The following is an 18,695-nucleotide window of genomic DNA, read 5'->3' as shown; positions in this document are numbered from 1 at the left end:
GATGTCCAGACGCGCCCTGCTCGCCCCGCTCGCCGTGGCTCTCGGCGCCTGCACCGCGCTGGCGCTGCCCGCCGCACCGGCCTCGGCCGCGTCGTCGTACTACGTGAGCCCGAGCGGCAGCGACGGCAACGCCGGTACGTCGTCCGCCGCGCCGTTCGCCACGATCCAGCAGGCGCTGGACGCGGCGCCGGAGGGCTCCGTCGTGCACCTGGCCACGGGCACGTATCTCCAGGACGTGGTGACCCGCCGCGAGAACGTCACGCTCACCGGACCGTCGACCGCCGTCGTCAAGGGCGCGGGCGACAGCCGCATCGTGCAGGTGCGGCACGACGGCACGGTCCTCGACGGGTTCACCGTGGACGGCCTGTTCGGGTCGTCGGGCAGCGTGGACGGCTACCGCTCCAAGCTGGTCTACGTGATGAGCACGACGCCCGGCAACGGGGTCAACGCCCTCACGATCAGGAACATGACGCTCAAGAACGCCGCCGACGAATGCCTGCGGCTGCGCTATCTGGTCACCGGCGCCGACGTGCACGACAACACGATCAGCGACTGCGGTGTCGCCGACTTCCGGTTCGGCGGAGGCGGCAAGAACGGCGAGGGCATCTACCTCGGCACGGCCCCCGAGCAGCAGGGCGCGAACGGCGCGCCCGACGCCGCCGCCGACGTCAGCAAGAACAATCGCATCCACCACAACACGATCGCCACGCGCGGCAACGAGTGCGTCGACGTGAAGGAGAACTCCACGCACAACTACGTGGAGTACAACGACTGTTCGCAGCAGCGGGACCCCAGCTCGGGCGGGCTCGACGCGCGCGGGAACGGCAACATCTTCCGGTACAACACGCTGCACGACAACACGGGCGCGGGCGTCCGGCTCGGCGGCGACACGGCCGGCGACGGCATCGACACCCAGGTCTACGGCAACACGATCACCGGGAACGCGGGCGGCGGCATCAAGGTGATGCGCACCCCGCAGGGCCCGGTGTGCTCCAACACGATGAGCGGCAACACGGGCGGGGACTCGGTGGGCACGTACGGCGCCGACTACGCCCCGACGGCCCTGTGCCCGGCCGGAGCCGCCTCGTGAGCACCACCCGCCGCACCGTCCTCGCGGGCACCGGCGCCTCCCTCGCCGCCCTCGCCCTTCCCACCCCCTTCCTGACGCTCGCGCACGCCGACGACGGCACCGCGCTCCTGCGCGCCCGCTGGCACACCCTGCTGACCGGCGGCGCGGGCCTCGACACCGCCGACCCGCGGATCGCGGCGGCCGTCGCACGCATCGACCGGGCGGCGGTGAGCGCGGCCAAGGGCCTCGACCCGACCCGCACGGACGGCCTGTGGCCGGACCTGACCAGCACCTCCGTCTCGAACCACGTCACCACGTCCTTCAAGCGGCTCTCGACGATCGCCACGGCCTGGGCCGTGCCGGGCACCGCCCAGTACGGCGACGCGGCCCTCGCGGACCTGCTCGGCCGGGGCGTCGACTGGGTGCTGGAACACCGCTACGGGCCCGGCCACGACCGCTTCGACAACGACTGGGACTGGGAGATCGGCTGCGCCCTGGCCCTCAACGACACGGCAGTCCTGCTGTACGACGCCCTCGGCGCCGACCGGCTGACACGGATCACGGACGCCGTGCGCCACTACACGCCCGACCCGAACCTGTGGCGCGTCGACCGGCAGATCGCGACGGGCGCCAACCGCGTGTGGATCTGCACCGTCGTCGCCGTCGGCGCCGTGCTGCGCGGCGACGGCAGCGACCTGGCGCGGGTGCGCGACGCGCTGTCGGACGTGTCGGGCGGCGGTGCGAACAGTGTGCTCGCCTACCAGGACTCCGGATCCGGGACCGGTGAGGGCTTCTACTCCGACGGCTCGTTCCTCCAGCACTACAAGCACCCCTACAACGGGGGCTACGGAAAAGAGCTGTTGGGGAATCTGTCCCGGCTGCTGAACCTTTTCGCGGGAACCGACTGGGACGTCACCGACCCGGACGTGGCGAACGTGCGGCAGTGGGTGACGGACGGTTTCGAGCCGCTCATCGCGCGCGGCGACATGCAGGCGGGCGTGTGCGGCCGGGAGATCGCCCGCTCCAGCAAACAGGGCCATGTCGCCGCGCAGACCGTGATCGAGGCGGTGCTGCGACTGCTGCCCGGGCTGACGGCCGACGACGCCGACCGGTTCGCGGCGATGGTCAAGCAGTGGATCACCGAGGACACGTACCGGGACTTCCTCGACGTCACGGACCTCGCCTCGCTGGTGGCCGCGCAGGAACTGCTCGCGTCGGACACGAAGCCGCGCGGCGATCTGGTCACGCACCGTCAGTTCCCGCGCATGGACAAGGCGATGCACCACCGCCCGTCCTTCACCCTGGGCATCAGCGCCTACTCCAGCCGTGTCTACAACTACGAGTCGATCCAGAACGAAAACCTGCACGGCTGGCACCTGTCCGACGGCATGGTCCTCCTCTACGACGACGACCTCGGCCACTACAGCGAGGACTACTGGCCGACCGTGGACCCGCTGCGGCTCGCCGGGACCACGGTCGTCGCCGAGCGTCCCGCCGACGCGGCGGGCCAGCGCACCACGAGCACCGCGGACTGGGCCGGCGGCGCGGCGCTGCCCGGGACGACGCTCGGCGCGTACGGCATGGAGCTGCGCGCGTTCGGGAGTCCGCTGAGTGCGTGGAAGAGCTGGTTCTGCCTCGACGACGTGATCGTGCACGTCGGGTCGGGCATCTCGGCCGATGCGGGACCCGTCGAGACGATCGTCGAGAACCGCAAACTCACCGATGCGGCAGCCGAGTTGACGGTCGACGGGACACGCGCGCCGTCCGACGCGGGCTGGTCGGCCACGTACGAGGGCGTGCGCAGCGTGCATCTCGCGGGGACCGGCGGCTATGTCTTCCCGCGGCCGACCGCCCTGCGGGCCCTGCGGGAGCAGCGCACCGCCACCTGGCGGGACATCAACATCAAGTACGGCACGGACACCCCGGTGACCCGCCCGTATCTCACGCTGTGGCAGGACCACGGCAGCGCGCCGTCGGGGGCGGGTTACTGCTGGCTGCAGCTGCCGGGGGCGTCGGCCGAGCGGACCGCGCGGGCCGTGCTCGCCCCGCCGGTGTCCGTCGTCGCCGCGTCGGCGGCCGTGCACGCGGTGCGGCGCGCGTCCGACGGGCTGCTCGCCGCCAACTTCTGGGCGGCGGGCCGGGCCGGTGAGCTGGGCGCGGACGGGCCCGCCTCCGTGCTCGTCCGCCCGCGCGGGAAGGAGTTCGAGGTGGCGGTGAGTGATCCGACGCAGCTGCGCGGCCAGGTCGTGCTCGACCTCGGTCTGCCCGGATACAGCGTGCGGCGGGCGGACCCCGGAGTCGCCGCCGTCCGGCGCGGCGCCCGCACCCTGATCACCGTCGACACCGCCGGCCTGCACGGCGCGTCGGTCTCCCTGACCCTTTCGCGTACCTCTTCGAGGAGTTGACCTTGCTGTTCGACATGCCGCTCGACCGGCTGCGGGAGTACCGGCCCGCGCCGGAGGAGCCCGCGGATTTCGACGCGTTCTGGCGCAAGACACTCGACGACACCGCCCGGCATCCGCTCGACGCCCGCTTCGTGCCGTACGAGACCGGGCTGACGACGGTCGACGTGTACGACGTGACGTTCCACGGGTGGGGCGGGCAGGCCGTCAAGGCGTGGCTGCTGCTGCCGCGCGGGCGCACCGGTCCCTTGCCGGCCGTGGTGCAGTACATCGGCTACAACGGCGGCCGGGGCATCCCGTACTCCTGGCTGGCCTGGAGCGCGCTCGGCCACGCGCACCTGGTGATGGACAACCGGGGCCAGGGCGGCGGCGGCAAGAACACCGCGGACACCCCGGACCTCGCGCCCGAGGGCCACGGCTCGTCGTCGCCCGGCTTCCTCACCCGGGGTATCGAGGACCCGCACCGGCACTACTACCGGCGGCTGATCACCGACGCGGTGCGGGCCGTCGACGCGGTCCGCGCGCACGAGGCCGTCGATCCGTCGCGGGTCGCGGTGCTGGGCGGCAGTCAGGGCGGGGGGCTCGCCCTGGCCGTGGCGGGGCTGCGCGAGGACGTGGCGGCGACGGTCGCGGACGTGCCGTTCCTGTGCCACTACCGGCGGGCCTCGCAGATCACGGACAACGGCCCGTATGCCGAGATCGCCCGCTTCCTCTCCGGTCACCGGTTCGGCGTCGAGGCGGCGATGGAGACCCTGTCGTACTTCGACGGGGTCAACTTCGCGGCGCGGGCGACGAGTCCGGCCTGGTTCTCGGTCGGCCTGATGGACCGGATCTGCCCGTCGTCCACCGTGTTCGCCGCGTATCACCGCTATGCGGGGCCCGCCGAGATCGAGGTGTTCCCCTACAACGGGCACGAGGGCGGAGCCGAGTACGACCTGCCGCGCAAGATCGCCGCACTGCGGGGCGTGTTCGCGGCCTGATCCGGCGACGGGGTCAGTGGCCTCAGCGGCCGAGCACCGCCATCGCCGCGTTGTGCCCGGGGATGCCGCTGACCCCGCCGCCGCGGACCGCGCCCGCGCCGCACAGCAGGACGTTGGCGTGCGCGGTCTCGACGCCCCAACGGCCCGTGCCCTGCTGGGCGTAGGGGAAGGACAGCTCCCGGTGGAAGATGTTGCCGCCGGGCAGCCGGAGGTCCCGCTCCAGGTCGAGCGGGGTCTTGGCCTCGATGCAGGGGCGGCCGTCGGCGTCCTCGGCGAGACAGTCCTCCAGCGGTTCGTCGAGGTGGGCGTCGAGCTGGGCGAGGGTGGCCTTGAGCAGGGCGGTGCGGGCCGTGTCGTTGTCCGCGGCGAACAGCCGGGCCGGGGTGTGCAGTCCGAAGAGGGTGAGGGTCTGGTAGCCGCGCGCGGCCAGGTCAGGCCCGAGGATGCTGGTGTCGGTGAGGCTGTGGCAGTAGATCTCCGAGGGCGGCGCGCTCGGCAGTGACCCGGCCGCGGCCTCGGCGTGGGCCGTCGCCAACTGGCCGTATCCTTCGGCGACATGGAAGGTTCCGGCGAACGCCTCGCGCGGATCGACGGAGGTGTCCTTGAGCCGGGGCAGCCGCTTCAGCAGCATGTTGACCTTGAGCTGGGCGCCCTCGGCCGGGGGCGGCGGGGTGTCGCCGAGGAGCCGGGCGAGGTGCTCCGGGGACGCGTTCACGAGGACGTGGCGGGCGGCGATCGTGCCTTCGGTGTCGCCGGTGCGGTAGGTGACCTCGGCGTGCTGTCCGTCGGTCTCGATCCGGGTGACCTCGTGACCGGTGAGCAGTTCGGCACCGGCCGTGCGGGCCGCGGCGGCGAGGGCGTCGGTGAGGGCTCCCATGCCGCCGACCGGGACGTCCCAGTCGCCCGTGCCGTTGCCGATGACGTGGTAGAGGAAGCAGCGGTTCTGGGCGAGCGAGGGATCGTGGGCGTCGGCGAACGTGCCGATGAGCGCGTCGGTGAGGACGACACCGCGTACGAGGTCGTCGCTGAAGTGTTCCTCGATGCCGACGCCGATGGGCTCTTCGAAGAGCAGCCGCCAGGCGTCGTCGTCCGCGAGGCGGGTCCGCAGCTCCTCGCGGGTGGGGAGGGGCTCGGTGAGGGTGGGGAAGATCCGCTCGGCGGCGTGCCGGGTCGTCTCGTAGAAGCGGTTCCATGCCGCGTACGCGTCCTCGCCGCCGGTGAGACGGGCGAACGAGTCGCGCGTGCGGTCGGCTCCGCCGCCGACCAGGAGACCGGTGGCGCGGCCGTCGCGGACGGTGGGGGTGTACGAGGACACGGTGCGGGCGCGGACGGTGAAGTCGAGGCCCAGATCGCGCACGATCTTCCTGGGCAGCAGGCTGACCAGGTAGGAGTAGCGGGACAGGCGGGCGTCCACACCGGCGAAGGGGCGCGTGGAGACGGCGGCGCCGCCGGTGGCGCCGAGCCGTTCGAGAACGGTGACGGTGCGGCCTGCGCGGGCGAGGTAGGCGGCAGCGACCAGGGCGTTGTGGCCGCCACCGACGATGACGACGTCGGTCCGGGTGAGCATGGCTCTTGGTAGCACGGGGGCGTCCGGGACGGCCAGGGTGCGGGCTCCGGCGCGGACGGACTCGCGGGCGGCGCCGCGCGGGGCTACCCGCGCCGGCGCAGGTCGGCCACCCTTCGGTACAGCTCCGTCGCCTCCGGGCCGCGGCCCAGTTGTTCCAGGCAGTGGGCCTCGTCGTTGCGGCTGGCCAGGGCGTCGGGGTGGGTCTCGCCGAGGACCCGTTCGCGGGCGTCCGCGACGTCGCGGTACTCGGTGAGCGCGTCCTGCCAGCGGCCGAGCCAGCCCAGGCCGACGGCGACCTCGCGGCGGCTGACGAGGGTGTCGACGTGGTCGGGGCCGAGCACCCGCTCACGGATCGCGCAGACGTCGCGGGCCTCGGCGAGTGCCTCCTCCCAGCGGGCCATTCGGCCGAGGTTGACGCCCAGACCGTGGCGGGCGCGCAGTGTCTCGGGGTCGTTCGGGCCGCTGACGCGGGTGCGGTCGTCGATGAGGTCGCGGTAGAGGGTGAGGGCTTCGGCGCTGCGGCCGAGGCGGCCCAGGCTGATGCCGACCTCGTAGCGGGCGGCGAGCGTGTCGGGGTGGCCGGGCCCGAGGGTCTCCGCACGGGCCATGGCTACCTCGCGATAGGTGTGGAGGGCGTCGCTCCAGCGGCCCAGCCGGCCGAGGGTGTAGCCGACTTCGCAGCGCGTGACGAGGGTGTCGGGATGGTCGGCGCCGAGGACGCGGGCGCGGGCCTGCGCCACCTGGCTCGCCATCCGGTAGGACTCCTCCAGACGGCCCAGGCGGCTGAGGTTGAAGGCGAGGTTGTGGCGGCAGCGCAGGGTGTCGGGGTGGTCGGGGCCCGCCGCGCGCTCGCGGGCCGCGAGGACCTCGACGTAGACCTGGTGCGCCTCGGAGTGCCGGCCGAGCTTGCCGAGGACGTACGCCACTTCCTGCCGGGCGCCCAGTGTGTCGGGGTGCTCGGGGCCGAGGGCGCGCTCGCGGCCCTCCACCACGCGCCGGTACTCGCGCAGTGCGTCGGCGGCGCGGCCGGTGCGGCTGAGGGTGAAGGCGACCTCGTAGCGGCTGGCGAGGGTGTCGGGATGGTCGGGGCCGAGCGCCTGCGCGCGGTCGGCGGCGACGGCCCGGTGCACTTCGCCCGCCTCGGCCCAGCGGCCGAGCCGGCCGAGGCTGAGTCCCGTGTTGTGCCGGGAGACGAGCGTGGCCGGCAACTCGGTTCCGGGAGTAGGGCGTTCGGCCGGGTCCGTTGGGGTCGTGGCGGGCCCGGCGGGGCGCGGGATCCATTCGCCGGTGAGGCCGGCCGCGCTGTCCGGCGGGGTGACGCGCAGGCCGGAGCCGCCGGTGGCCTTGTGGCCGGTGGTCATGCCACGGGTCCAGGACGGCAGGCGGGGTTCGCGCGGGGTCTGCGGTTCGGGGGTGGTCTGCGGCGCGCGGCTGGGCCGTGGTTCGCGCGCCACCCACGTCTCGGTGTGCGGCACGATCTGCGGGGTTCGCACGGTGGGTACGTAGGTCGCGCGCCCGGTGCGCCCCGCCGTGATGCGCCGGCCCACCTCCCGTGCGTCGCGGGGCCGTTCGTCGGGTTCCTTGGCGAGCAGGTCGAGGATGATCCGCTCGACGTACACGGGCAGATCGGGGCGGTGGCTGCGCGGCGGCTCGGGCTGGGTGTCGCGGTGGCCGACGAGCACGGCCCAGGCGTCGTCCAGGTCGAACGGGGGCGCGCCGGTGGCGATCTCGTACAGGACGCAGCCGAGGGAGTACAGGTCGCTGCGCTGGTCGACGTGTGTGCCGCCGATCTGCTCGGGCGACATGTAGTGCGGTGTGCCCATGGCGATGCCGGTGCCGGTGAGCCGGGCGGTGAAGCCAATGTCGTGGCCGAGCCGGGCGATGCCGAAGTCGCAGATCTTGGCCGTGCCGTCGTCGAGCCGGACGATGTTCGCGGGCTTCAGGTCGCGGTGGATGATGTCCTGTTCATGGGTGTAGGCGAGCGCGGAGGCGATCTGCTCGGCGACGTCGACGACCTCGTCCACGGCGAGCGGGTGATGCCGGTTGTCCTCCAGGAGTTGGCTGAGATTCTTGCCCTCCAGCAGTTCCATCACCAGGTAGAGGATTCCCTCGTACTCACCGAAGTCGTGTACGACGGTGATGCCGCGGTGCTGGAGTCCGGCGGCCACTCTGGCCTCTCTGCGGAAGCGCTCCCGAAGGATCCTCGTGAAGGACTGATCCCGCTGTGGTCCGAGCGGCTTGAGGCACTTCACGGCGACGTGGCGGCCCAGTGACTCGTCCCGCGCCCGCCACACCTCGCCCATGCCGCCCCGGCCGATCCGGTCGAGCAGCCGGTACCGCCCGTGGATCAGCCTGACGTCCCGGGTCTCCCCCAACTCCGGCATCTTCCGCCATCGCCCCCGTCGCCTCGCTCCCGCGCCCGCCCCCGGGCAGGGCCTCAGTCCAGTATGGCTACCCATCTGTCGACTTTGTACGGGGCAGGGCGCGCGTCTGGGCCGAGTCTGGCCATGGCCCGCAGGATGTGTTTCGGCGGCAGTTGCCAGCGCGCACGGTCGGGAATCCGGCGCAGGGCGGTGCCGGTGGCGCGCAGGCGACGGGTGACGACGGCCGGTGCGGGGGCGGGTCTGCCGTACAGGGTGTGGGCGTACGGCGGCAGGGAGGCGTAGGCGAGGTTCGCCACGCGCCGCCAGAGCACCTCGCGCGCGGGTTTCAACAGCGGGTGCGTGGGCGGGCGTTGCAGGAAGTCGTCGACGGTGCGGGCCTCGGGGCCCGCGGCCAGCTCGGGAAGCACCTTCGCGAAGTATGCCTTCATCTGCGCCTGGTCGGCGGGGACGTCGTCGGGGTCGAGGCCGACGAGGCGGGCGCTGGTGCGGTGTTCGGCGAGGTAGCGGTCGGCCTGCGCGTCGGTGAGGCGGAAGCCGGAGCGGCGCGCGACGGTCAGATAGGAGTCGATCTCCGCGCAGTGCACCCACAGCAGCAGTCCGGGTTCGTCGACGCCGTACCGCTCCCCCGTGTCGGGGTCGGTGGCCGTCAGCCGGCGGTGGATGCCGCGCACGCGCGCCCCCGCCCGTTCCGCCGCCTCGGTGGTGCCGTACGTCGTGGTGCCGACGAAGCTCGCCGTGCGCATCAGCCGCCCCCAGGCGTCGCGCCGGAAGTCCGAATTCTGCATCACCCCGCGTACGGCACGGGGGTGCAGCGCCTGGAGGTACAGGGCGCGGATGCCGGCGACCCACATCATGGGGTCGGAGTGGACCTGCCAGGTCACCGAGTCGGGTCCGAAGAGTCCCGGGTCCGCGTCGTCGCGCATGCCGCACCTCCTGGTCGCAGGGTACGCGCGGGCCCGCGGTGACGGCCGTTTCAGTGCAGGACCACGAGGACAGCGAGCGCGCCGAGGAGGGAGTCGACGCGGTCGAGGAGGCCGCCGGAGCCGGGGAGCCAGCGGCCCGCGTCCTTCTGGCGTGCGCCGCGCTTGACCATGGACTCGATGAGGTCGCCCGCCGGTCCGCCGACCGCCACGGCCAGCGCCGTCTGCCAACTGGCCGCGCCGAGGACGGCGAGCGCGCCGACGCCTGCCGCGGCCCCTGTGAGGGTGCCGCTCCAGCGTTTGGCCGGGGACAGCGGCGACAGGCGCGGCCCGCCGAGGCGCCGGCCCGCGAAGTAGGCCGCGATGTCGGCGACGGAGACCGCGACGAAGAGGGCGAGCGCGTCGGCGCCGAGCGGCACGAGTGCGGCGAGGAGGCTCAGCCAGGCGAGTCCGAACAGGGCGGCGGATGCCCGGCGCAGCCCGTGGTCGGCGTCGCCGGACAGCAGCGGCACCGCGGTCACGGCGAGGGCTCCGGCCGCGCCCGCCCGCAGGATCTCGCCCGGTGCCAGCCAGGCGGTGACGATCACGGCGGTGACCGCCGCGGCGAGCACCGCCCGGTCGGTAAGGGGCAGGTCCAGGAGTCCGCCGAACTCGCGGACGGCGATCAGCGCGGCCGCCGTGGCGAGGGCCGCGACGCCCGGCGCTCCGAGCCAGAACGCGCCGGTGACCAGCGGAACCCCGACCGCCCACGCGCACCACCGGACCATCAGCTCGCGGCGCCGGGACGCGAGCACGCCCGCGCCGGCCAGGGCCAGCGCACCGCCGAGCCAGGGCGCCAGGGAAGCGACGGTGGTCACCGCGCGGCGCCGGAGACCGGCTCGGCCGGGAGCGGCACCGGCGGGACCAGCACGTCGAGGGCGGCCTGGCAGGCGGCGACGATGCGGGCGTTCTCCGCGGCGTCCTTGACGGCGACCCGTACGGTGCGTCCCTCGTAGAGCGCGGACAGCGGCGACAGGTCGCGCAGATAGACGTCGTGCCGACGGCACTCGTGGACGAACTGTGCGGCGCTCGGCCCGCCGGCGGGCAGGGTCACGTTGACGAAGTTCGCGACGCCTTCCTCGACGAGCACGCCCTCGTCCAACTCGGCCAGTTCCAGCGCCAGTCGGTGGCGCAGGGCCCGGGTCTGAAGTCGGCGTTCCCGGTAGTACTCCGGCTCGCCGAGCGCCGCGACCGCGGCCCGCTGCGCGGGCAGGCTCACGGGCCAGGGCGGTGTCCAGCGTCGCAGGAGCGCCGCGGTGTCCGGGGCGGCCACCAGGTAGGCGGCCCGCAGCCCGGACAGGGCGTACATCTTGGACAGCGAGGTGCAGACGACGACGCGGGGGTCGGTGGCGGCGAGCGGGGCGAGCGAGGCGGCCTCGTCCACGTAGCCGAGGTAGGCCTCGTCGATCCACCAGCGGGTGCGGTCCGGTGCGCTCTCGATCGCGGCGCGCAGTTCGTCGGCGGGTGTGTGGCGGCCGGTGGGGTTGTTCGGGTTGACGACGACCACGAGGTCGTACCGGCCGGTGGCGACCGCCTCGGTGAGCCGGTGCGGGTCGATGCGCCAGTCGTCGGCGCGACGCAGCCGCAGCCGGTCGACGTGGCAGCCGATGACCCGCTCGGTGACATGCGCGTACTCGCCGTAGCCGGGGTCGATGAGGAGCACCCGGCTCTCGGGGGTCAGCAATTGTCCGAACGCCCGGTAGATCAGGTCGGAGGAGCCCGCGCCGACGCAGAGGGTCTCCTCGGGCAGTCCGCGTGTCGCGGCTATCTCCGCGACCAGGCCCTCGGCGCCGGCCGGGGGTGAGGTGCGGGCCAGCCAGGAGGGGTCGTCGGTGAGCGCGGCGCTCACCTCGGGCGCGGGCGGGAACCAGGCGTCCAGCACGTCGGCGGCGACGATCCGGCGGCGCCGGTGCAGGGTGCGGAAGTCGGTGCCGACGGCGGTGAAGGAGGCGCCGCCGTGCTCACAGCCGTCGGGGCCCGGCGCGAACGGGACGTCGAGCCGCCAGTCCACGGTGGACCGCAGCCGCTCCAGGGTGGCGGAGTGCCGGTCCGGCACGCCCCGCGTCAGCACGTCGACGGCGCCGGTGAGCACCTCGAACGTGACCGCTCCGCAGCGCACGGTCCGCCCGACCGGGCGCAGGCCCGCGGCCAGGTACAGGTCGAGCACCTCGGTGCGGCCCATCGCGACGACATGGCGGCCCCCACGCGAGGCGATCCAGCGCAGCGCCGCGTACATCAGCAGCGGCGCCGCCGCGCTCCGCCGTTCCCCCGGCTCGACGGTGAGGATGCGCACCTCGAAGGTGTCGGGCTCGCGCAGCGACGGCAGTTCGTCCCGGTCCAGATATTTGTCGAGGCCGAACCGTCCCGCCCACGGCGGCGTCACGCTGACGAACCCGATCCGCCGGGCGCCGCGCGCCGCGACCAGATAGACGTTGTCCCCGTCGAGCCCGTCACTCAGCCGCCCGGCCGGATCCGGCGCGTGCTGTCCCAACTCCTGCGCGTAGACCCGGTGCCGCAGCTCGTGGATCCAGTCGCGGTCGTCCGGGAGGGCGGTACGCAGGTGCAGCTGACGGCCCATGAGTGTCTCTTTCCGAGCGGGGGCGGGTCCGTCCCATCCTCGGGAGCGGGCCCTCGTCCGGGGAGGGCACTGCGACGCAGGGGGATTGAGTACGCGTACTCAGGCGGGTGGCGCGGAAGGGTGTGCGCCGCCGCTGAACACGGCACGAGCGTCGGCGCGGAGAACGGCCCTGGCCGCGGCAAGGGCCTCGGCGTCCTGGTGGACCTCGGCGCCCGTCAAGACGTGGAGCATCCGGTTGCGCCACACGTCGGGGTCCGTCACGTACTCGTCGAGTACGCGCAGGCCGTAGCCGCCACTCTCGTTCGCACCGTTCGTCTTGGTGAGCCTCTCTCGGATCAACTCCCTCAATGCCACCCAGAGTTCGTGGACCAGGCCGTGCGTGGTGCCGGTGAGTGCGGCCGCCGCTTCGGTGGCCAGTGCGGTGGCTACCAGTTCCGCCCCGGTCACGCGGTGGGGGCCTGGTTGTGCGGGTTGTGCGATGCCATGTCCGCCACTGTCTCGGGGCGTGCTGCAATGCTGATGAAATTCCGATGGTGTACGCGTGCAGCCGCGCGTAGGGGGAGGTCTGGGGTGGAGGAGAGCGCGCTTCAGCAGCTTCGCATCGAGGTGCTCGGCCCCTTGCGGGCCTGGCGGGGCGGGAACGCCCTGGATGTGGGGCCGGTCAAGCGGCAGGCAGTGCTGGCCGCCCTGGTGCTGCGCCAGGGAACCGTGGTGACCCATGATCAGTTGCTCGACGGCGTGTGGGGCGCGGAGCCGCCCGCCTCGGGTCACAAGGTGCTGCCCAGCCATGTCAATCCGCTGCGCAGGGCGCTCGACTCCGAGGGCACCCGGCACACGGAGTCGTTGATCCGCAGCGGCAAGGGCTGGTACCGCTGCCTGGCCGATGGTGCCCGTCTCGATGTGACGGAGCTGGCCGAGCGGAGCGAAGTCGCCCGGCGCGCCAGGGCATCCGGCGATCTCGCCCTGGCCACGGATCGGCTCGCGGACGCGCTCGCCCTGTACCGAGGGGAGCCGCTGGCCAATGTGCCGGGGCCGTTCGCCCAGGCCGAGCGGGAACGGCTCCTGGAACGCCGTCGCGCCCTGCGCCTGGCCCGGCTCGACTGTCTGGTCCTGCTCGGCCGGTTCGGCGAGGCGCTGGACGACCTGGCCGGCCCTGCCGAGTCCGACCGCTACGACGAGTCGCTACTGGCGTTGCGTATGCGCGCCCTATACGGGTGCGAGCGGCAGGTGGAGGCGCTCGGGGCGTTCGAGGACATGCGGGCGCGGCTGCGCGAGGAGCTGGGGGTCGATCCCGGAGAGGAACTCGCCCGGGTACACACGGCACTGCTGCGCCAGGACACCGCGAGCCTCATCGGCCCGGTCGCGCCTCCGCCTGCCGCACGCCCCCGCCCGACGGTCAATCAGCTTCCTGGCGACAGTGGACAACTGATCGGCCGGGAGAGCGAGTTGGCGCTACTGACGGAGCCCACCGCGTCCGATGGCGTCGCGGTGGTCGCGGTGGACGGCCCGGCCGGAGTCGGCAAGACCGCCCTCGTCGTACGTGCGGCCCATCGAGTGCGGAGCCGCTTCCCCGACGGCTGTCTGTTCATGGACCTGCAGGCGCACAGCACCGCCCGACAGCGGCTGGCACCGCAGCGTGTGCTGAGGCGCCTCCTTCGCTCCGTCGGCGCGGACGACAGTGACGTACCGAACGACCTCGATGAACTCGCGGCCATGTGGCGGTCGGTGACCAGTTCGCTGAAGCTGCTCCTCGTGCTCGACGACGCTCTTGGCATCCAGCAGATCGGACCGCTCCTTCCGGCCGGCCCCGGCAGCGCCGTGATCGTGGCGAGCCGACAGCGACTGTCCGCGCTGGACGCCGACCGGCGGGTCACGCTGGAGACGCTGTGCGCCGACGATGCGGCGTCGCTGCTGCGGCACATCGTGGGGGGCCGGCGCGCCGACCAGGAGCCGGGTGCCATACAGGAGTTGGCGCGACTGTGCGCCGGGCTGCCGCTCGCGCTGCGCATCGCCGGTACGCGGCTGCAGACCAGGCCCGCCTGGACACTCGCTTACCTGGTCGAGCGGATGGGCGACGACGAGACGCGGCTCGGCGAGCTGAGCGCCGGGGACCGTAGTGTGGAGGCGGCGTTCCGGCTGTCCTACGACCAGCTCGCCCCGGCACAGCGGCGAGCCTTTCGCGCCGTCGGCCTGGCGCCCACTGTCGAGTTCGACCTGCGCACCCCTGCCGCCATGCTCGGCTGGTCACCACGCAGCGCCGAGCGGGTCATGGAGGAGTTGGTCGACACAAGTCTGGTGCAGCAGCCCCGGCCGGGCCGCTACCGGCTGCACGATCTGGTGCGGGTCCACGCACGGCGGCTGGCCGAGGCCACGCCCGCCGAGGCAGACGCCGGGCGAACAGCCGCGCTCCGCCTCTATCTGGACGCGGCCCGCGTCGCCAGCGTCTGGGGCAGCGGCGGCTTTCCCACCGGTCCGGCCCCCACCGACGCGGCCTTCGACGGCTGGCAGGACGCGACGCGCTGGCTGGACTCGGCGGGCGGCGAGTTGGTGGACGTTGTCGGGCACGCCGTCGCGTTCGGCGAGGCCGACCACGCGTGCTGGATCGCGGAGGCGCTGACCGGACACTTTCTGAGCCGGGGCCGCCACCACGACTGCCACACAGCGCTGGAGACCGCGCTCCCGCACGCCAACCGGGCGACCGACAGACGCATGGCGCCCGCCCTGCGCAATGCTCTGGGCCTGGTGCTCATGCACCGAGCCCGCTTCGCCGAGGCGTTCGCCTGTCTGCGGTCGGCCCTGGACCTCGCACGCGCGTACGCAGACCCGCACGAGGAGGCCAGGACCCTGATCGGGCTCGGCACGATGGTCGGCCTCGGCACGCACGCCCTGGACGGCGACCGGGGCACCTCGCCTACCGCGTGGTTGGCGGAGGGACTGCGCCTGGCGCGCGGGTGCGACGACCCCTGGCTCGTCGCCATGGGTTCCTTCGCCCTCGGTCTCGTCCACCACGATCAGGGGCGCGACGCACTGCTGCCCGACCTCTTCCGCGCCGCGTACGACGACGGCGGCCCCGGCCGCTCCCGTGCGACCGGCCGGGCCCTGACCTCCAATCTCGACCTCTATCTGTATCTGGGCAGGCCGGGCACCGCGGCGCTGCTACGTCGCGTGAGTGAGACGATGCGGCGGACCGAGGACCTACGTCTGCACACGCTCGCCCTGGCCCGTCTCGCCTCGGCGGAGCACGGCACGGGCAATCTGGTCGCCGCGGAGTCCGCCGGCCGGCAGGCCCTCGAGCAGCACGGCACGCTCGACCGGCGGGACGATCCGGACCACGACCGCCGCGAGATGGACCTGCGCTGCCGCCTCGGCCGCATCGTCCGCGCGGCGGGCGACGTCGCTTCGGCACGGGAGCAGTTCAGGGCCGCGCTCGCGGTGCCCTGCGGCGACCGGTATCCGTTGGAGTACACGCAGGCCGTCGAGGGGCTCAGAGCCTGTCGATGAAAGCCGTTGACCGGCTCGTGAGACCGGGACTTCTGGCCGACGGCCAGGGGACCTAGGACAGATGCGCGGCGCGGGCCGCCCGTGCTCTGCTGGTTGAATCGTGAAGTACGTGAGGCAGTTTCTCTCCGCCGCGGTGCCCGGCCCGGACTCGCGGCCCGGCGCCGGGCCGGCGTTCGCGCTCGCCGATCCGGCCGAGGACGACGGCCGCCGCTCCCTGCACCACCGGCACCTGCTGGCGCTGCTCCCGGCCCTGTTCCTGGCGGCCGTCGTGGCGGTCGACCTGAGCACCGGTGAGGACTTCCGGATCATCGTCTGGGTCGTCCTTGTCCCGGGGCTGGCCGCGCTGCTGTGCGGTCTGCGGGCCACCGTCGCGTACGCCGTCCTGACGGTGCTCGTCTATGCGGCCGTCGACGCGCGCTATCCGTGGGCGGGGCCGACCTGGGTGCCCGGCTTCCTCCTGATCCTGGCCAGCGCCCTGGGCGCGGTGCCCGTGTGCGGGGCCCGGCTGCGCGCCGAGCGGCGGTCCGATCACATCCGGGAGATCGCCGAGACGACCCGCCGCACGGTCCTTCGCCCGCTGCCCTCCTTCTGGGCGGGGCTGGAGCAGGCCGCCGCCTACACCACCGCCGACGTCGCCGCCCGGGTCGGCGGCGACTTCTACGACATCCAGCCCTCGCCCCACGGCTCCCGGCTCGTCCTCGGCGACGTACAGGGCAAGGGGCTCGATGCCGTGGCCTGCGCCTCCGCGCTCGTCAGCAGTTTCCGTGAGGCCGCCTTCCACGAGGCCGACCTCTTCGAGGTCGCGGTCCGCATGGACCAGCGGCTGCTGCGTCATCAGGAGCACGCGCGGGCGCTCGGCGGCGACGACAGCGAACGCTTCGCCACCGCGGCGCTGATCAACTTCCCCACGAGCGGCGCGACGGGACGCCGCGACTGTCCCGTCGAACTCGTCAACTGCGGGCACCTCACACCCTTGGCCGTCGGCCCGGACGGTGTCCGGCCCCTGCACGGCGGTGCCTCCCTGCCGCTGGGCCTGCTCGGGCTGACCGGAGAGACGCCTGCGGGCACGGTCGTTCCCGTCCGGCTCGGGGAGACGCTGCTGCTGGTCTCCGACGGCGTGTCCGAGGCCCGTGACCGGGGCGGCGAGTTCTACCCGCTGACGGAGGACCTGGCGACCGCGCTCCGTGCCGACCCGGGACTGTCCGAGCCCCGGCGCCTCGTCCGGTACGTCCGCGCGGCCGCGGCACGGCACGCGGCGCAGGGCCTGACGGACGACACCACCGTCCTGGCGGTCCGGCACCGCCCGCCCGAGTGAGCCCGGGCCCGCCGGAACAGGAAGCCGTCAGCGTCGTACCCGCGGCATCCCGAGACCGATCCACGAGATGATCTCCCGCTGGATCTCGTTGTTGCCGCCGCCGAAGGTGAAGATGACGGCCGAGCGGTAGCCGCGTTCCAGTTCGCCGTGGAGGACGACGCCGGCGCTCCCCTCCTTCAGCGCCCCGGCGGCGCCCACGACCTCCATCAGCCACGCGTAGGCGTCGCGGCGCGCCTCGGAGCCGTAGACCTTCACGGCGGAGGCGTCCTGCGGCATGAGGGTGCCCTGCTGCACGGCGTTCACCATCTGCCAGTTGAGGAGTTTCATCGCGTCGAGCCTGGTGTGGGTCTGCGCGAGGCGCTTCCTGACCCAGCCGAGATCGATGACCCGGCGCCCGTCGGCGAGCTTGGTGTCCATGGCCCAGCGCTGGACGTCGTGGAGGGCGCGGATGGCCATGGTGCCGTGGGCGGCGAGGGTGACACGCTCGTGGTTCAGCTGGTTGGTGATCAGGCGCCAGCCCTTGTTCTCCTCGCCGACCCGGCGCGCGGCGGGGACGCGGACGTCCTCGTAATAGCTCGCCGTGGTGTCGTGCGAGGCGAGGGTGTTGATGACGGTGCAGGAGTAGCCGGGGTCGGACGTCGGGACGAGCAGCATGGTGATGCCCTTGTGGGGCGGGGCATCGGGGTCGGTGCGCACGGCGAGCCAGACCCAGTCGGCCGTGTCGCCGTTGGTCGTCCAGATTTTCTGGCCGTTGACGACATAGTCGTCCCCGTCACGGACCGCTTTCGTCTTCAGGGCCGCGAGGTCGGTGCCCGCGTCCGGCTCGCTGTAGCCGATGGCGAAGTCGATCTCACCGGCGAGGATCTTCGGCAGGAAGAAATCCTTCTGCTCGTCCGTGCCGAACTGCATGATCGTCGGGCCTACGGTGTTGAGCGCCATCAGCGGCAGCGGTACGCCACCCTGTGCGGCCTCGTCGAAGAAGATGAACTGTTCCATCGGGGTCAGGCCGCGCCCGCCGTACTCCTTGGGCCAGCCCACCCCGAGCCAGCCGTCGGAGCCGAGGCGGCGCACCGTCTCCCGGTAGAAGCGTTTCTGGGCGGCCGGGTCCTCGTAGCGGGCATAGGCGTTGTCGGGCACGAGCTCGGCGAAGTAGGCGCGCAGCTCGGTGCGCAACTGCTGCTGCTCAGGCGTGTATTCGAGGTGCACGGCCCCTCCTGGCGGTCAACTGGGCGGCGCCTGACGGTCTTTCAGGCATGATGCGACGGCGCACACAGTAGAACCCGTTCCAGAAATTGTGAATGGCGGGGACGGACCCACCTGAACCCGGGCCTCAGCCCAGGGTCGCCAGGAAGTCGGTGCAGGCCCGCGCGCACGCCCGGCACAGCTCCGCGCAGTCGGCGGCGGCCGGTACCCGGTCGCAGGCGTGCGCGCACTCCAGGGCGACCGCGCGGCACCACTCGACCTGGAGGCGCAGCGCGTACTCGTCGCGGAGCGCCTCCTCCGACAGCAGCCGGCAGGTCGCGTCGCAGACCTCGACGCAGAGCAGCAGGGTGCGCCGCGGTTCCTGGGGCGCCCGCCCGCCCGGGTCGGGGCCGGGGCCGGAGGTCGGCGGGCGGGCCGGGCCCGGTACCGCGGCGGCGCTGCCGAGCCGGTCGGCGGCACTCACCTGCACGGCGCAGGCGCGGGCACATTCGGTACAGGACTGGGCGCAGGCGAAACGGTCTTCGAGGTAGCGCACAAGGACGTCCTTGGGCGGTTCGTCCGTCGCCGTGCGCTCCGTGCTCCCGGCCGCCTCGGCGGAGGGGTTCGCGTGCTTCGCCAGGGGGGTCACGGCCCGGCTCCCTTCCACGGATCGTGCAACTCGGGGAGAGCGGGTAGCCGCATCCGGGACCGCCAAACCTGCCTGGCGGGGGGGCCGACCCTACGACTCCCGTGCACGC

At 73.1% G+C, this 18,695-nt stretch carries 13 protein-coding genes; 5 read left to right on the top strand and 8 right to left on the bottom strand.

The genetic code is table 11. The annotated features are described in order from the left end of the window. Position 1 precedes the first annotated feature (1 nt). The 3 genes from ACFVDP_RS29960 to ACFVDP_RS29950 are packed head-to-tail and all read left to right on the top strand — an operon-like array spanning position 2 to position 4,451. Positions 2-1,090 (top strand): DUF1565 domain-containing protein, encoded by a 1,089-nt coding sequence (locus ACFVDP_RS29960; RefSeq protein WP_383496330.1) that lies wholly within the window; start codon positions 2-4, stop codon positions 1,088-1,090. Continuing rightward, complete coding sequence (locus ACFVDP_RS29955) at positions 1,087-3,474, top strand: polysaccharide lyase 8 family protein (protein WP_383496326.1); 2,388 nt, start codon at positions 1,087-1,089, stop codon at positions 3,472-3,474. Before ACFVDP_RS29960 ends, ACFVDP_RS29955 begins: the two co-directional genes overlap by 4 nt. 2 nt (positions 3,475-3,476) lie before the next feature. Next, positions 3,477-4,451 (top strand): acetylxylan esterase, encoded by a 975-nt coding sequence (locus ACFVDP_RS29950; RefSeq protein WP_383496323.1) that lies wholly within the window; start codon positions 3,477-3,479, stop codon positions 4,449-4,451. A 22-nt stretch (positions 4,452-4,473) separates the two neighbouring features. Here the strand turns inward: ACFVDP_RS29950 and ACFVDP_RS29945 are convergent, their stop codons facing one another. From ACFVDP_RS29945 to ACFVDP_RS29920, 6 genes are all read right to left on the bottom strand, one after another. Then, positions 4,474-6,018, bottom strand: a complete 1,545-nt coding sequence (locus ACFVDP_RS29945; RefSeq protein ID WP_383496320.1) for a phytoene desaturase family protein — start codon at positions 6,016-6,018, stop codon at positions 4,474-4,476. 83 nt (positions 6,019-6,101) lie between these two features. Then, positions 6,102-8,402: a tetratricopeptide repeat protein gene (locus ACFVDP_RS29940; RefSeq protein ID WP_383496317.1), complete on the bottom strand. Its 2,301-nt coding sequence runs from the start codon at positions 8,400-8,402 to the stop codon at positions 6,102-6,104. Between the two features lie 53 nt (positions 8,403-8,455). Next, positions 8,456-9,325, bottom strand: coding sequence for an oxygenase MpaB family protein (locus tag ACFVDP_RS29935; RefSeq protein ID WP_383496314.1), 870 nt, complete (start codon positions 9,323-9,325; stop codon positions 8,456-8,458). 50 nt (positions 9,326-9,375) lie between these two features. Then, the gene (locus ACFVDP_RS29930; RefSeq protein WP_383496311.1) at positions 9,376-10,179 is read right to left on the bottom strand and encodes a phosphatidate cytidylyltransferase; all 804 of its coding nucleotides are present in this window, start codon (positions 10,177-10,179) and stop codon (positions 9,376-9,378) included. Beyond that, complete coding sequence (locus ACFVDP_RS29925) at positions 10,176-11,939, bottom strand: aminotransferase class I/II-fold pyridoxal phosphate-dependent enzyme (protein ID WP_383496308.1); 1,764 nt, start codon at positions 11,937-11,939, stop codon at positions 10,176-10,178. Before ACFVDP_RS29925 ends, ACFVDP_RS29930 begins: the two co-directional genes overlap by 4 nt. A gap of 99 nt (positions 11,940-12,038) precedes the next feature. Continuing rightward, positions 12,039-12,386: a hypothetical protein gene (locus ACFVDP_RS29920; protein WP_383496305.1), complete on the bottom strand. Its 348-nt coding sequence runs from the start codon at positions 12,384-12,386 to the stop codon at positions 12,039-12,041. Positions 12,387-12,509: 123 nt separating this feature from the next. Here ACFVDP_RS29920 and ACFVDP_RS29915 point away from each other — a divergent pair, with 123 nt between their 5' ends. Further along, a complete protein-coding gene (locus ACFVDP_RS29915; protein ID WP_383496302.1) occupies positions 12,510-15,440 on the top strand; it encodes a BTAD domain-containing putative transcriptional regulator in 2,931 nt (976 codons plus the stop codon). 109 nt (positions 15,441-15,549) lie between these two features. Then, entirely contained in the window at positions 15,550-16,755 is a 1,206-nt protein-coding gene (locus ACFVDP_RS29910) for a PP2C family protein-serine/threonine phosphatase (RefSeq protein WP_383496299.1), read from the top strand. A gap of 27 nt (positions 16,756-16,782) precedes the next feature. Here ACFVDP_RS29910 and ACFVDP_RS29905 read toward each other — a convergent pair whose 3' ends face one another. Continuing rightward, positions 16,783-17,961, bottom strand: a complete 1,179-nt coding sequence (locus ACFVDP_RS29905) for an acyl-CoA dehydrogenase family protein (RefSeq protein ID WP_383496296.1) — start codon at positions 17,959-17,961, stop codon at positions 16,783-16,785. Between the two features lie 124 nt (positions 17,962-18,085). Then, positions 18,086-18,493 carry a ferredoxin gene (locus tag ACFVDP_RS29900; protein WP_383496663.1) on the bottom strand — a complete coding sequence of 136 codons (408 nt, stop codon included), beginning with the start codon at positions 18,491-18,493 and terminating at the stop codon, positions 18,086-18,088. Between the last annotated feature and the right edge of the window lie 202 nt (positions 18,494-18,695).

Source organism: Streptomyces sp. NPDC057694, from assembly GCF_042799415.1.
In the GTDB taxonomy this organism is placed as follows: domain Bacteria; phylum Actinomycetota; class Actinomycetes; order Streptomycetales; family Streptomycetaceae; genus Streptomyces.
This window is presented reverse-complemented; position numbering and strand designations above follow the sequence as displayed.